At 70.4% G+C, this 14,770-nt stretch carries 13 protein-coding genes; 8 read left to right on the plus strand and 5 right to left on the minus strand.

The genetic code is table 11. The features are described from left to right. Positions 1-26: 26 nt before the first annotated feature. The gene (locus tag PG2T_RS08990; RefSeq protein ID WP_068804368.1) at positions 27-1,184 is read right to left on the minus strand and encodes a CDP-alcohol phosphatidyltransferase family protein; all 1,158 of its coding nucleotides are present in this window, start codon (positions 1,182-1,184) and stop codon (positions 27-29) included. A gap of 98 nt (positions 1,185-1,282) precedes the next feature. Here PG2T_RS08990 and PG2T_RS08995 point away from each other — a divergent pair, with 98 nt between their 5' ends. Continuing rightward, positions 1,283-2,221 carry a metallophosphoesterase family protein gene (locus PG2T_RS08995; RefSeq protein ID WP_158513176.1) on the plus strand — a complete coding sequence of 313 codons (939 nt, stop codon included), beginning with the start codon at positions 1,283-1,285 and terminating at the stop codon, positions 2,219-2,221. A gap of 109 nt (positions 2,222-2,330) precedes the next feature. Here PG2T_RS08995 and lptG read toward each other — a convergent pair whose 3' ends face one another. Then, positions 2,331-3,392, minus strand: a complete 1,062-nt coding sequence (lptG, locus tag PG2T_RS09000; protein ID WP_068804371.1) for an LPS export ABC transporter permease LptG — start codon at positions 3,390-3,392, stop codon at positions 2,331-2,333. Continuing rightward, the gene (gene lptF, locus PG2T_RS09005) at positions 3,389-4,465 is read right to left on the minus strand and encodes an LPS export ABC transporter permease LptF (RefSeq protein WP_068804373.1); all 1,077 of its coding nucleotides are present in this window, start codon (positions 4,463-4,465) and stop codon (positions 3,389-3,391) included. Before lptF ends, lptG begins: the two co-directional genes overlap by 4 nt. A 275-nt stretch (positions 4,466-4,740) precedes the next feature. On the opposite strand from lptF, the gene PG2T_RS09010 reads away from it, so the two are divergent. Then, a complete protein-coding gene (locus PG2T_RS09010) occupies positions 4,741-5,463 on the plus strand; it encodes a phosphocholine cytidylyltransferase family protein (RefSeq protein ID WP_068804375.1) in 723 nt (240 codons plus the stop codon). 116 nt (positions 5,464-5,579) lie between these two features. Here PG2T_RS09010 and PG2T_RS09015 read toward each other — a convergent pair whose 3' ends face one another. Together PG2T_RS09015 and PG2T_RS09020 are read right to left on the minus strand one after the other, a co-directional pair. Then, positions 5,580-6,371, minus strand: coding sequence for a nucleotidyltransferase family protein (locus PG2T_RS09015; RefSeq protein WP_068804377.1), 792 nt, complete (start codon positions 6,369-6,371; stop codon positions 5,580-5,582). Next, positions 6,368-7,504, minus strand: a complete 1,137-nt coding sequence (locus tag PG2T_RS09020; protein WP_202816296.1) for a hypothetical protein — start codon at positions 7,502-7,504, stop codon at positions 6,368-6,370. The genes PG2T_RS09015 and PG2T_RS09020 overlap by 4 nt, the downstream gene beginning before the upstream one ends. A 284-nt stretch (positions 7,505-7,788) precedes the next feature. Here PG2T_RS09020 and PG2T_RS09025 point away from each other — a divergent pair, with 284 nt between their 5' ends. From PG2T_RS09025 to PG2T_RS09050, 6 genes are all read left to right on the plus strand, one after another. Next, positions 7,789-8,217, plus strand: coding sequence for an HIT family protein (locus tag PG2T_RS09025; protein ID WP_068804379.1), 429 nt, complete (start codon positions 7,789-7,791; stop codon positions 8,215-8,217). Next, positions 8,214-10,013, plus strand: coding sequence for a fatty acyl-AMP ligase (locus PG2T_RS09030; protein ID WP_075968164.1), 1,800 nt, complete (start codon positions 8,214-8,216; stop codon positions 10,011-10,013). The genes PG2T_RS09025 and PG2T_RS09030 overlap by 4 nt, the downstream gene beginning before the upstream one ends. Then, positions 10,006-10,932 carry an NAD-dependent epimerase/dehydratase family protein gene (locus tag PG2T_RS16075; protein ID WP_068804381.1) on the plus strand — a complete coding sequence of 309 codons (927 nt, stop codon included), beginning with the start codon at positions 10,006-10,008 and terminating at the stop codon, positions 10,930-10,932. The genes PG2T_RS09030 and PG2T_RS16075 overlap by 8 nt, the downstream gene beginning before the upstream one ends. Positions 10,933-11,004: 72 nt before the next feature. Continuing rightward, the gene (locus PG2T_RS09040) at positions 11,005-11,247 is read left to right on the plus strand and encodes an acyl carrier protein (RefSeq protein ID WP_068804383.1); all 243 of its coding nucleotides are present in this window, start codon (positions 11,005-11,007) and stop codon (positions 11,245-11,247) included. Positions 11,248-11,261: 14 nt separating this feature from the next. Further along, entirely contained in the window at positions 11,262-12,476 is a 1,215-nt protein-coding gene (spt, locus tag PG2T_RS09045) for a serine palmitoyltransferase (RefSeq protein ID WP_068804385.1), read from the plus strand. After that, entirely contained in the window at positions 12,473-14,770 is a 2,298-nt protein-coding gene (locus PG2T_RS09050) for an ELM1/GtrOC1 family putative glycosyltransferase (RefSeq protein WP_068804387.1), read from the plus strand. The genes spt and PG2T_RS09050 overlap by 4 nt, the downstream gene beginning before the upstream one ends.

The following is a 14,770-nucleotide window of genomic DNA, read 5'->3' on the forward strand; positions in this document are numbered from 1 at the left end:
GCAAGCCCCGGCCGAATACCGACACCTCAGCTGGCAAACCAGCGCACGGCGCGGCTGTCGGTGGGGATTTCACGCCCGACCTGCTCCAGCCACGACACCAGCGGGCCGCGTTGCCGCGCAACGACCCCCTGAGCGACCCGCACCCACAGCAGCAGCGTCGACAGCACCGTCCAGCCGGCCACCAGCCACAGGCCAAGTGCAGGCTGGCCGACCAGGGCACACAGCGTCAGCAGCAGCAGGTTCGGATTGCGCCGGGCGGTGATCAGGCGGTTGTAGGAATCAAACGGCCGCCATACGAACAGCGAGAACCTGGCGCAGAGCCCCTGGAAGCCGCCCTCGGCCAGGCGTCCGCCGATGTAAGCGGCCACGATCACCCAGATCAGCGTCTGCGTCGGCACGCTGCCCTCGGGCAGGCCCAGCGCCCAGGCGGCATACCAGAACGGCGGATGGATCAGGTCGATGCCGTGGTCCAGGATGTCGCCAAAGCGGGTGGACTTGACCGTCACCCGCGCCAGCTTGCCGTCGACCGTGTCCAGAAAGGTCATCAGCCAGGCACAGACCAGGCCCGGCAGCCACCAGCCGCCCCAGAAGGCAAAGCCGGCGGCAACGGTCAGCGCCAGGCCGGTCAGCGTCACCTGGTTGGGCGTGATGCCGTGGCGGGCGCACCAGCCGGTCGCCGCCCGCGCCGGCGCCGGCCACCACCACTTGGTGATGAAATCCGTGACGCCCTTGTAGGCGGTACCGAACAGGCGCCGCTCCAGATCAGTCTGCCCGGCGGGCGTAACGTGCAGCACGTAGGGCGTAGAAACCTTGCGCAGCTTCTTCTGATAGCCCGTGGTCAACGTGGTGGGGAGTTCGACCACGTAGCCGTCGGCCGGCTGCTGTTCGGCCAGCACGGCCTGCGCCCGCGTGGCACCGCCCACCGGCGCGTGCAGCGCCACCAGCGGGCCATCGGCGCTCACGCGCAGCGCCACGCCGGGCGCATCGACCAGCGCCGCCACCACCCGCTCGTCGAACAGATAATCGGCGCGCAGGCACAGCACGCTGCGCTGCGGCGGCGGCGCGGCGGTGTCATCCAGCACCTCGATGCCCAGCTTGCCCAACACACGCCGCAGGCGCTCGCGCCCGCCAAGGCCCCACAGACGGACCGGCGCTTCGCCGGCAAGATACGCGACCGGTTTCACTGTTCAGACCCACTCATCGGCTGGCAAAAAAGCGCGCAATCGTATATCAAGCCTGCGCCGCCGCATCCCGCCGCGCCCGCCTCACTACCCTGCCTTTCGTGTCCAGTATCGAACCGAACGAGCCAAACCCCGCCGACGCCCCACCGAGCGAATGGGCGCTGGCGCATTTGTCGGACCTGCACCTGACCGATCCGCTGGCAGACGCCGACGCGCCGCTGGCGATCAAGCAGCGCCTGGGCCGTGCCTCCTGGCGTCGCCGCCGCAGCCTCATTCATCAGCCGGCGGTGCTGGCCGCCCTGGCCGCCGACCTGCACGCCCAGGCGCCGCGCCAGATCGCCATCAGCGGCGATCTGGTGCAGATCGGGCTGCGGCGCGAGTTCGAGCAGGCCGCCGACTGGCTGGCCGGTTTTGCGCCGCCCGCGCGCCTGCTGCTGGTGCCGGGCAACCACGAGGCCTACGTGGCCAACACCTGGCAGGCCGGCCGCGAGTGCTGGCGCCCCTATCTGGCGGGTGCGGCGGATGGCGCACCGTGGCTGCTGCGCCGCGACCGGCTGCTGCTGATCGGGCTGTCGAGCGCCGTGCCGAGCTGGACTGGCCTGGCCACCGGTACGCTCGGCAGGACGCAGATCGCCGCCCTGGACGCGGCGCTGCAAGCGGGCGCCGACGAAGGGCTGTTTCGAGTCGTCGTCATCCACCATCCGCCGGCGACCAATGTGGTCAGCTGGCGCAAGCGCCTGACCGATCATCGCCGCTTTGCACAGGTCATCGCGCGCCGCGGCGCCGGCGTGATCCTGCACGGCCACGCCCACCGCGCCACGCTGTCACAGCTGGCCGGCCCCGCCGGCCCGGTGGCGGTGGTCGGCGCGCCGTCGGCTTCGGCACTCGACCGACGCCCCGACCGCATGGCCGGCTACAACCTGCTGCGCATCCGGCCATCGGCGCACGGCTGGCAGCTGCGCCTGAGCCGGCGTGTTTTCCGGCCGCAAACGCAGGACTTCGACTGGCAGGAACACCACGACCTGGCCAGCCACGGCTGAGACGCCCGCATGCGCCGTGGCAGGGCCGCCGCAACCGGCGCCTTGCCATGCAGGCGCGATGATCGCCCGGCACAGCCGGGCCCCTACACGTGAATACCGCAGCGCTTCCCTATCGCAAGCGGCGCAGCAGACGACCTGCAAACAGCAGGATCAGCGTCGGCAGGGCCAGCGCCGTCAGCGGCGCCGGCAGGTGCAGCAGCAGGCCCAGGTAACCGAGCGTCTGGCTGACGAAATACAGCCCGATGCCGGCCACCGTGCCGGCCAGCACACGGCGACTGAGCGTGCTCGACCGGTTGCTGCCCAGCACCAGCGGGACGGCCACCAGCATCATGGCCAGCGTCACCAGCGGTTGTGCCAGCTGCTGCCACAGGCGCAGCTCTTCCTGCGGCACCTGCTCGTTACGGGCGCGCAGATCGCGCACGTAGAAATACAGGTCGATCGGCGACAGGGCTTGCGGCGGTATCACCAGCACGCCCAGCTGCTGGGCATTGAGGAACGACGACCATTCCAGCTGCGCCAGCTGCTGCGCGCGCGCCGGCGGCGGCTCGAACTGCTTGACCACCACGTCCTGGAGCCGCCACACGCGGTCCTGCTCCAGACTCGCGCGCTGGGCGTGCAGATAGCGCTGCAAACGCCCGGCGGCATCGAAGTCATACACCGTCACATCGGACGGGGTGCGCCCACGCAGCATGCGCCCGACGTTCAGGAAACTGCGCCCGTCGCGCGACCAGAAGCCGCCGCGAAAATCCACCGACACATCCTCGGCCAGCGCCGCGGCGCGCATGCGCTCGGCGCGCATCTCCAGCGGCGGCGCCACGAACTGGGCCATCAGCAGCATCAGCATCAGCAACGTCAGGCCGGGCGCCAGCACCATGCCGATCAGCCGCCGCAGCGGCAGGCCGGCGGCGCGCATGGCGAGAATCTCGTTGCCGTCCGCGAGCAGGCCCAGCGGCACCAGCGTGCCCAGCAGGGCGATCACCGGCGTGGCATCCAGCAGGCGGCGCGGCAACATCATCAGCACGTACAGGAAGGCGTCGACCAGCGTGTAGGCGCCCTCGACGTCGTCGAGCTGCTGGATCAGCTCGATGAAGCTGAACAGCGCCACGAATACCAGCGCCACCAGCAGGTAGCCCTGCGCCATGGCGCGGGCGATGTAACGGGCAAGAATCATCGGTGGCGGCGACGCCGCCACTGCGGCAGCACGATCAGCGCGGCCAGCACCACGCAGCCGAGCAGGGGAACGAGCAACACCCCGGGCCAGGGAGCCAGCTCGCCGTTCTCCACCGCATCCATCACCACCGCCAGCAGGTTGTAGTACACGATGCAGCCGAGCAGGCCGACCGTCAGCTTGCTGGAGCGGCTGCGCCGCGGCGGCATGCGGCTGATTGGCACGCCCAGCAGGCCCAGCAGGACGGTAGAGAACGGTGCCGCGATGCGCCACTGCAGTTCGGCCGTGTCCTCCGGATCCGCTGACGCCGCCAGCTCGTCGTTCGCGGTGGCCTTGCGGCGCTTGCGCACGATGACCTGCTCCTCGTCCAGGCGCAGCGCCAGCGTACGGTAGCTGATGATCATGTCGCTGCCCAGGCTGTCGCCCGTGCCCGGATCGAGCTGGTAGTAGTGGCCGTCGAGGAATTCCACGACCTGCCGCCCGTCGGGGTCGGTGAGCTGGCGTGCCCGCTGGGCGAACACCACCCCGTCGGCCTGGCCGCCGCTGTCGGCGTGGGTGAACACCTGCAGCCGCTCGTCACCCTCGGCCGCCTCGCTGAACATCACCAGACCGCCGGTGAAATCGGCATAGAACCGGCCCGGCGGCAGGCGCGTCAGGTCGAAGCGGCGCTCGGCGCTGGCCTCCAGCCGGTAGACGTTCTGATACAGCTGCGGGCGCACTACCAGCGATGCGACTGCCACCACCGCCGCCACCGGCAGCGCCAGCCACAGCACGGCCTGGAACAGCCAGCGTTCGCCGATGCCGCAGGCTGCCAGGGCGGTGGTCTCCTGATCGCGCTGCAGGCGCCCCAGGCCGAGCGCCACCGACAGCATCAGCGCCATCGGCACGATGGCATCCAGGCTGATGAACAGCTTCAGCCCGATCAACACCGCCGCCAGGCTGCCGGGCAGTGCGCCGCTGGCCGCCTCGCCCAGAAAGCGCGCCGAGCTGTAACCGGTAAAAACCAGCAGCAGGCTGCCGCACACCACCGCAAACGGGCTCGCCAGCTCGCGCAGCAGGTAGCGTCTGAGGATCATGGCAAACGGTAGGGGCGTGGCCGGGACGGGATGGATCGGGGGCCGGCAGTCTAGCAGGCCGCATCCGGTCATTCGCCAGACCGCCACCACCGGCGGGCAGCCAGTCGCCCTGACCCGCCGCTGCGCCAGCCGGACCGCGAAAGCCGCTGTGCTAGGCTTTGCGCCCGGCGCAGGCTTGCCTGTGCCCGGCATGCCGACCGCCCTGCCGGGCGTCCTGCCCCTTTCCCGGTCGTCGCCTGACGGCCATCTCGTTTCGCGGAGTTCCGATCCAACCCATGCAGGCCGTCATCCTGAGCGCCGGTCAAGGCCGGCGCTTGCTGCCCCTCACCGCCGATCGCCCCAAGTGCCTCATCGACCTGCACGGCAAGACGCTGCTGCAATGGCAACTGGACGCGCTGCTGGCCGCCGGCGTCGGCCCGATCACCGTGGTCACCGGTTACGCCAGCGAGGCAGTCGAGGCGGTGATCGCCAATCACTACGCCGGACAGGCGGTGCAGGTGCAGTTCAACCCGTTCTTCCAGGTGGCGGACAACCTTGGCAGTTGCTGGATTGCCCGTGCCGCCTTCGAGGGCGAGCTGCTGCTGCTCAACGGCGACACGGTGTTCGAACCGGCGATCGTGCAGCGCCTGCTGGCGGCGCCGGCGGCGCCGATCCGCCTGACCATCGACCGCAAGGCCCAGTACGACGACGATGACATGAAGGTCATCGTCGACGGCGAGCGGCTGCTGCGCATCGGCAAGCACCTGCCGGTGGATGCGGTGGATGCCGAATCGATCGGCATGCTGCGCTTCGGCGCCGATGGGGCACGGCATTTTCAGGCGGCCGTTGAACGCGCGCTGCGCGAGCCGGACGGCCTGCGCTGGTGGTATCTGTCGGTGATCGACCGGCTGGCCGACGAGGGCCTGGTCGAGACCTGCTCGATCGAAGGCCTGCGCTGGGCCGAGGTGGATTTCCCGCGGGATCTTGACGCCGCGCGGGCGGTGGTGGCCGAAGGCTGATCCGTCCCCGCGCCCGGACCCGACCTGTTCGCGGCGCGGGCACCGCTCACACAGCGCTTCTGCGGTGTGGGAGGCCCGCCCCCGGGCGAATGTCAGCCGAATGCTTCGGCGTTTCCTTAGCCGGCGCCGGCCAACAGTCGCTCGACCAGCTCGAAATCGGCCACAGAATCGACATCCACCGCCGCTCGCGGATCGTCCAGCAGCACGGCGCCGAGCTGCGCCCCGACCCGCCGCGACAGGCGGCCAAGGCCCGCCTCCAGGGTCAACCAGCCGCACAGGTACGCCAGCAGCGTGCCCGGCCCGAGCGCCGCCGCCAGCCGGTGCGGTTTCTTGCGCTGCTGCTCGATACGGCGCCAGAACTCGGGCGCGCGCCGGCCGGCCGGACTCAGAAACGCGAACAGATTGCAGCCGCAGTAGGCGCCGTCTCGGAAGCGAAGCGCCGTGCGACGCGACTGCGGAAACGCCGCCTGCACCGCCGCATGGCGGGCCAGGCCCACCACGGCATCCTTGCCGGTCGCCTCGGCGGCGCCGCAGAAGGCATCGACCCAGGCCGCCTGCAACAAGGCGTGGTCCGCCGTCGTGAGCAGCACCGGCGTGCCCGCCGGCACGCTGGCCAGACCCGCCAGCGCGCTCTGGCTGGGCGAGGGCGCCGGCGCCAGCCAGGCCAGCTCGCCGCCGGCAATCCGCCTCGCCAGCGGCGGGCAAGCGGCGATCTGCTCCTGGGTCGGGCCAACCAGCGTCACCCGGCTCACCGCCGTGCTGGCCGCCAGCGCGTCCAGCACGCGCAGCAGCATCGGCTGGCCGGCCACCGGCACCAGCGCCTTGCAGGCTGCGCCCGCGTGGCGGGCCACCGGATCGTCCGGGCCGCGGTCGCCGGCCAGCACCACGGCGTGAAACAGAGTGCTCAAAGCGCCTTGCCGTAGATGCGGTAGCGCTTGTAGCAGCGGCTGCCGAGCGACTCGATGATGCTGCGCATGCCGCGGTTGTCCTCCAGAATCCACGACATCTCGGCCTGCGTGACACCGCGCCGCAGACCGGTCTGGCGAACGGCATCGACCACCAGCATCGCCAACGCGGCGCCCAGCCGGGTGCGCTGCAGGCGCTGGCGCACGCCCAGCAGCGCCACCCGCACGGCCTTCGGGTGGCGTACCTTGAGCCGCCACAGCAGCCTGGCCCAGCCAAACGGCAGCAAGCGACCATGCAGGTCCGCAATCGCCTCGTTGAGGTTGGGCAGCACGGCGATCATCGCCACCGGCTCACCGGCCACCTCGGCAATCTGCACAAAGCCCGGATCGACCAGCCAGCGCACCAGCTGGCCGAGCTGCCTGAACTCGGCCGCGGTGAACGGCACGAAGCCCCAGTTGCCGGCCCAGGCATCGTTGAAGATGTCGCGCAGGATGGCGATGTCGCGGTCCAGGTGCTTGAGGTCCAGCGGCCGCAGCGTGACCTGGTCACGCTCTCGCTCGAGCACGCGCTGGGCTGCCGGCGAGAACCGAAAATCCGCATCGACGATGTAGGCCAGCAGATCCTTGGCCTTGGCATAGCCCTGCTCCTGGATACGCGGCCCGTAGTACGGCAGGGCATGGCCCATCATCACCATCGGCGGGGTGTCGAAGCCGTCCACCAGCACCCCGCATTCCTCGTTGATGGACAGGTTGAAAGGTCCGCGGATCTCGGTCATGCCCTGGCCGCGCAGCCAGTCTTCGGCAGCGCCCAGCAGGGCCGCGAATACCTGCGGGTCGTCTTCGGCCTCCAGCAGCCCGAAATACCCGACCCGCTCGCCGTGCGTCTGCTCGTACAGCGTATCCACCTGCGCGCTGATGCGCCCGACCACCTGGTCACCGCGCTTCGCCAGCCAGGCCTGCCAGCGGGCGTGCTCGAACAGCGGATTGCGGGCCGACAGCAGTTCATGTCGCTCCAGCAGCAGCGGCGGCACCCAATGGGGATCGTTCCGGTACAGGCGCTGTGGCAACGCCCAGAAAGCACGCTTGGCCGACCGTCCCATCAAGGGCGTGACGGTCAACGACGCCGGGCCGTTCATGCGCACAGCCGGCGCGAGGCAAACAGACGAAAGCGGATCATCGACCACCTGGAGGGCAAGGAAAACGCGGCACAGCCGGCCGCGCGATTTTTCGCACACATGTTAGATACGTTATATTCCGCGGCAATTTTACGATTGTGACGAAATCATGTATCCGGCTTCACGGCCCATGCATGCGGTCATCGACGCCAAAGTCACAAAGGGTTCAACTTGCTCGCCGTACCAGCCCAAGCCTTGTCTGCCTTCCGATCGGCGGTACATACACCGCCCCCTGACAGCCCGGCATGAACGCCACGGCGCGAAAATTCGGCGACCCGACCACACGCATCGCCACCTGCGGTGCGTGGACCGTGTTGCTGCGACCACGCCAGCCTACGCTGGGCGCGCTGGTGCTGGTGTGTGAAGAACCGGTACGCGCGTTCGGTGATGTGAGTGCGGCGGCCTACGCCGATCTTGCCCGAACCACCCGCCGCGTCGAAGCCATGCTTGGCGCCGCATTTGCTTACGACAAGATCAATTACCTGATGCTCATGATGGTGGACCCCGACGTGCATTTTCATGTCCTGCCGCGCTACGCGCAGATCCGGCACTTCGCCGGACATGCGTTTTCCGATCTGGCCTGGCCCAACGCCCCCGATCTGGGTTTCGATCATGCCATCGACGCCGCGACGCAGGCCGCCCTGATCGAGCGCCTGAAAGAGGCGTGGCAATGAGCGGTGCGGCCCAGGCCAACCCGGACTTCGGCTACGGCGCGGCCACGGCCCGGCCCACGCCGACGCACAACACCCTGCCGGTGCGTTTTGCCGACTTCGATACGCTCACTGACGCACTCGATTACGCGGCCGCGGGCACCACCGGCAGCAATTTCTACAATGCGCGCGGCGATCTGGCGCTGGCGCTGAGCTATGCCCAGCTGCGCCAAGACGCGCTGGATCTAGCGCAGCGCTTCGCGGCTCTGGGCCTGCCCCGGCAGGCACGCGTGGCGCTGGTGGCGGAAACCGACCCGGATTTCGTGCGGCTGTTTTTCGCCTGCCAGTACGCCGGGCTGGTGCCGGTGCCCCTGCCCGCGGCGGTGCACCTGGGCGGGCGGGAGGCCTTTGTGCGCCAGCTGCGCACCATGCTGGACGGTTGCCAGGCCAGTGTGGCGATCGCGCCGCCGGACTTCGGCCCCATGCTGCACGCCGCCGCCGTCGATGTGCCGCTCGCCTTCTGTGGCACGCCCGATGAGTTCCGCGCGCTGCCGCTGGCGGACAACCCACCGGCATCGTCGCAGGCTGACGAGCTGGCCTATTTGCAATACACCTCCGGAAGCACCCGTTTCCCGCGCGGGGTGATGATCACCCACCGCACCGTGATGCAGAACCTGCAGGGCATCGTGCGCCATGGCCTGGCCATCAGCGACGCTGATCGGTTCATGTCCTGGCTGCCCTTCTATCACGACATGGGGCTGGTCGGACTGGTGTTCTCGCCGCTGGCCGCGCAGCGTTCCGTGGACTACCTGGGCACGCGCGATTTCGCCATGCGGCCGCGCCAGTGGCTGGCACTGATGTCGCGCAATCGCGCCACCATCGCCTTCAGCCCGCCGTTTGGCTATGCGCTGGTCGGGCGCCGCTTGCGACCGACCGATGTCGCCCAGTACGACCTGTCGGCCTGGCGCATCGCCGGTGTCGGCGCCGAGACCATCCGCGCCGAGACGCTGGAACAGTTCGCAGCGGTACTGCACGACAGCGGCTTTCGCGCCGAGGCCTTCCTGCCCTGCTACGGCATGGCCGAGTGCTCGCTGGCGGTCAGTTTCGCGCCGCTTGGCCTGGGCATCGACACGGACACGGTGGATGCACAGGTGCTTGGCCATCAGCGGGTGGCCCAGATGGCCGACGCGCATACCACCAGCGTCAACCGCTTCGTCAACTGCGGCGCGGTATTGCCGGGACATTCCCTTGAAATCCGCGACGAGGCCGGCCGCCGACTGCCGCAGCGGCGTTGCGGAACCATTTTCGTGCGCGGACCCAGCGTCATGTCCGGCTACTTCGGCGATGCCGCCGAAACCGCCCGCGTCCTGTCACCGGACGGCTGGCTCAATACCGGCGATGTCGGTTATCTGGCCGACGGCCGCCTGTTCATCACCGGCCGCGAGAAGGATCTGTTCATCATCAACGGGCGCAACATCTGGCCGCAGGATCTCGAATTCCTGGCCGAACAGCAGCCGGAACTGCGCCCGGAAGATGCCTCGGCGTTCGCCGTGCCCGACGCCGACGGCGACGACCTTGCGGTGCTGGTGGTGCAATGCCGCGAGCACGACCCGCTGCGTCGCATCGACCTGGTCATGCGCCTGCAGGGCCTGATCAAGGCCGAGCTTGGCATTCCCTGTTTCATCGAACTGGTGGCCCCGCACACCCTGCCGCGCACCTCCTCGGGCAAGCTGTCGCGCTCCGGCGCCCGCCGCGACTTCCTGGAGCGCAACGGCAATCAGGCACCGGCGCCCAGTCGCCTCGCCAAGAGCATTGACTGACGCCGGCAGCCGCACGGTCGCCATCACCGGCGCCAGCGGTTTTGTCGGCGCCGCCCTGGCCCGCCATCTGGCCAGCCAGGGCTGGCGCTTGCGGCTGCTGGTGCGGCCGGGCTCGCAAAGTCGCTTGCCCCGGATCGACGTCGCCCATGTCGTCACCGGATCGCTCTGCGACGCGAACGCCCTGCGGCAGTTGCTGGACGGCGCCCAGGCACTTGTGCACTGCGCCGGGGCGGTCCGCGGCCTGACGCGCGCCGACTTCGACCGCGTCAACGTCGACGGCGTACAGGCGCTGCTGGACGCCACCGGCCCGGCGCAGCGGGTGGTGCACATCTCGTCGCTGGCGGCGCGTCATCCCGGCCTGTCGCACTACGCCGCCAGCAAGCTGGCCGGCGAGCGGCGGGTGACCGACCAACTGCCGCCACAGCGGTGGGTCGTGCTGCGCCCGCCGGCGATCTACGGCCCGGGCGACCGGGAACTGCGTCCGCTGCTGGACCGGATGATGCGCGGCCTGGCGCTGCTGCCGGGCCCACCGGACGCACGATTCTCTCTGCTGCACGTCCACGATCTGGCCCGCGCCGTCGGCTGCCTGTTGTCGGGCGACGCCGGCTGGGGCCAGACCCACGAGCCGGACGACGGCCACCGGCCAGGCTACGGCTGGCAGGATCTGCTGGACGCCGTCGCCCGGCTGCGCGGCGCGCCGGTGCGAGCCGTGCGCGTACCCGGTCCGCTGCTGTCGGCGCTGGGCGCCTGCAACGAACTGGCGGCCCGGCTCGCTGGCCGCGCGCCGATGCTCAGTCGCGGCAAGGCACGCGAGCTGCGCTGGCCGGACTGGCTCGCCGGCGGCAACGCCAGCCTGCTCGGCTGCGGCTGGCGGCCGGAAATCACACTCGATCAGGGGCTGCGGGACACGCTTGGCTGAGCCGGGCCGCTATACTCCCGCCGCCAGCCGCGCCAGTTGCGCGCAGGGCAGCAGGCGAGCGGGAGGAACCACATGGCAGTCAGCGCACAGCGCATCCTCGAAACCCTGCAGGATCGCCTGAACGCTCTTACCGGCGGCAAGGCGGTCAGCGGCGACACCGATCTGGTCGGCGACCTGGGACTCGATTCCCTGCAGGTCATGGAATTACTGATGGAAATGGAAGACGCATTCGACATCTCGATCCCGGTCAACGTGATGGCCGACGTGCGCACCGTCGGCGAGCTTGCCGCCGCCGTGCAAGCCCTGCTCGCCTGATCCGGCGGCCCGACATGGCTCTGTTCGACAAACTCGCGAGCGCTGCCGCGGTTCGCCGCGACGTGATCAGCTCCGGCGGCCTGGTGCCGTTCGGCGTCACCGTGGAGCGCATCCTGTCGCCCACCGAGGGCATGGTCGCCGGCCGTCGGGTGATCCTGGGCGGCACCAACAACTACCTTGGGCTGACCTTCGACCCCGAGTGCATCGAGGCCGGTGCCGCCGCGCTGCGCAGCGAGGGCACCGGCACCACCGGTTCGCGCATGGCCAACGGCAGCTACGCCGGCCACCTGGCGCTGGAACACGAACTGGCAGAGTTCTACGGCTGGCCCCAGGCGATCGTGTTCTCGACCGGCTACCTGGCCAACCTGGGCATGATCGGCGCGCTGGCCGCGCCGGGCGACGTGCTGGTCATCGACGGCGACTGCCACGCCAGCATCTACGACGGCTGCAAGCTGTCCGGGGCGGAAGTCATCCGCTTCCGGCACAACAATGCCGCCGATCTTGACCGCCGTCTGGCCCGCCTGGGCGAGCGCGCCCAAAATGCCTTGGTCATCGTCGAGGGTATTTACAGCATGCTGGGTGACCAGGCGCCACTGGCCGATATTGCCGCGGCCACACACCGCCACGGCGCCATGCTGATGGTGGACGAGGCGCACTCGCTGGGCGTGCTGGGTGCCAACGGCCGGGGCCTGTGCGAAGCCGCCGGCGTCATGGACGGCGTCGACTTCGTGGTCGGCACCTTCAGCAAGAGCCTGGGCGGGGTCGGCGGTTTCTGCGTCAGCCCGCACGCCGAGCTTGGCCTGGTGCGCTACACCAGCCGGCCGTACATCTTCACCGCCTCGCCCTCGCCGGCCACCATCGCCTCCACCCGCACCGCGCTGGCTGCGCTGCGCAGCCGCCCGCAGCTGCGCCAGCGGCTGTGGCACAACGTGTCGCGCCTGCACGCGGGCCTGACCGCGATGGGTCTGCCGCCGGCGGCCGAGCCGAGCCCGGTGCTGGCGGTGCTGCGGGACAGCCGCGACCAGGCCCTGGCCGACTGGCAGCAGTTGCTGGATGCCGGTGTGTACGTGAACCTCATGGTGCCGCCAGCCACGCCGGGCGGCATCAGCCTGCTGCGCTGCAGCATCAGCGCCGCCCACACCGACGCGCAGATCGACCAAATTCTCGCCGCCTTCCGCGCCCTGCCGGGCGCCGGTCACGCTGTCGCGGGGCAGGCTGCTCTGGCATGAGCCAAGCCGCCTCGCGGTCGACCCCGCCGGCACAAGCGCCCCTGCTCACCCCGGTGGTTTTCGAGGCGGTGGCCGGGGCCGCCGCCAGTCCGTTGCCGCCGGTGCGCATCTTTCTTGGCACCGAACCGGCCCAGCACCGGGCCGAGCGGGTGTTTTTCCACTCCCTGAAAAAGGTCCGCGATCCGGCGCGCCGGTACGAGGTGTACCGCATGACGCGCCTGCCGGGCTTCGCGCAGGGGCGCTGGCGCACCGGCTTCACCAACTTCCGCTTCGCCATTCCGGATCTGGCCGGTCGCCACGGGCGCGCGATCTACAACGACGTTGACGAGATTTACCTGGCCGACCCGGCGCCGCTGTTCGACCTGCCGATGGGCGAGGCCGGCTATCTGGCCCTGACCCCGGCCGATACCGCCGTGATGCTGCTCGACTGCGCGCGCATGGCCGAGGTGTGGACGCTCGAGCGCGCGCAGCGCCTGGGCAAGAAGACGCTGCTGGAACTGGCGGCCGAGAAGCCCGGCCTGTGGGCGCCGCTGCCGGCGCAGTGGCACGCCCGCGACATGGAGTACCAGCCGGGCTTCACCGCCTGCCTGCATTACACGGCGCTGAACCAGCAACCCTGGCACCCGGCCCCGGAGCAGTATTCCTACCACCCGCATCCGCTGGGCGAACTGTGGCGCGACCTGGAGCGGGACGCCGACGCCGCCGGCTACGAGATCTTCTGCGCCGCAGCGCCGAGCCCGGCGTTTGCCGGCGCGGCGGCGCGTCTGGCAGCGGCGCCGCGTTGGCAGCTACCGGCCGATGTCGCTGCGCTGGCCGGTCGCCCAGGCAGTGTGGCGACGGTGGGTCCGCTCGATACGAGCCCGCTCGACGGGCTCGACGTGACGGCGTTTGCGATCGATGCGCTGGGCGACACCAAGGCCGACCTAGTCGCCGCGGCCCATCTGGAACAGTGCCCGGCGGACGATCTGCCGTGGCTCATCGACGCGCTGTTCGCCGCCGCCGGCACGGCGGTCTACCTGGCCGTGGCGCCGGTCGCTGCTGAACAGCCGGCGGATACCGAGGCCTGGTGGCGGGCACGCCTGCGCACCGCGGCGCGCCGCCACCCCGGCCGCATCTGGCGGCTCGACGTGCTGGATGCCGCCGGCCAGCGAACGCACGGCTGGCAGGCCGGCGAGGCGTGCAGGGCATCCCCCACGATATGGCGACTACACGGCAAGCACGCCGGCGACAACGCGCAGATCGATGCCTTCGCCGACGCCGTAGGCTGGCCAAGTCGGCTGCACCGCCTGCGCTTCTCGCCGCTATCGCGCCTGCCCGGCTGGCTCAAGGGCGCGAGCCGTTTGGGTCTGGTCGGCAGCGAGCCGCCGCTCGGACCGTGGCCCGATCTGGTCATCGCCGCCGGCCGGCGCAGCGCCAGCGTGGCGCGCTGGATCGTCAGGCAAAGCGGCGGGCGCACGCGCACGGTGCTGCTGGGCCGGCCGCGGGCGCCGCTGTCGGCCTTCGACCTGGTAGTCACCACGCCGCAGTACGGTCTGCCGGTGCGCAGCAACGTGCTGCACCTGCCGGCACCGCTGGCGCTGCCCGCCACCGCCGACGACGCCATGCTGGAGAGCTGGCGCGCGCGCTGGGCGGTACTGCCGCGGCCGTGGATCGGGCTGTTGGTGGGCGGCGACCGGGCGCCGTATTACCTCGATGCCGACGCCGCCCGGCGGCTCGCCGCGGCGGCGCGGGCGCTCGCCGCCCAGCACGGCGGCAGCGTGCTCGCCACCACCGGCCCGCGCACGACGCCGGCGGCGGCCGAGGCGCTGTTCGCGGCGCTCGGCGAGTCCGCCTTTCGCCACCGCTATGTGCCGGGGCAGGCGGACAACCCGTACCCGGCCCTGCTGGCACTGGCCGACCAGTTCATCGTCACCGGCGACAGCGCCTCGATGCTGGGCGAGGCGGCGGGCACCGGCAAGCCGCTCGCGGTGTTCGAACCGCCCCGGCGACGCACCGCCGCGAAACGCCTGCTGCACTGGCTCGAACGACACCTGGGCCTGATCGAGCGCGGCGCCGGCAGCCGCGGCACGGCCCGCCAGCAGAATCGCCTCGGCCGGTGCTATGACGGCTTACTCGCGGCCGGTATCATCAGCCGTGATCGCGATCTGACCGCCCTGCGACAGACCCTTGGCCTGGTCACCCTGCCGGCCGGGCCCACGCCGCCGCTTCTCGACCCTCACCTGCTCGCCCGCGCCCAGCGTGCGGCAGCCGACAGGGTGCGCGAACTGCTCACCGCCGAACATCCCATTTCGTGA

The sequence above is a fragment of the Immundisolibacter cernigliae genome (assembly GCF_001697225.1).
Classification (GTDB): Bacteria; Pseudomonadota; Gammaproteobacteria; order Immundisolibacterales; family Immundisolibacteraceae; genus Immundisolibacter; species Immundisolibacter cernigliae.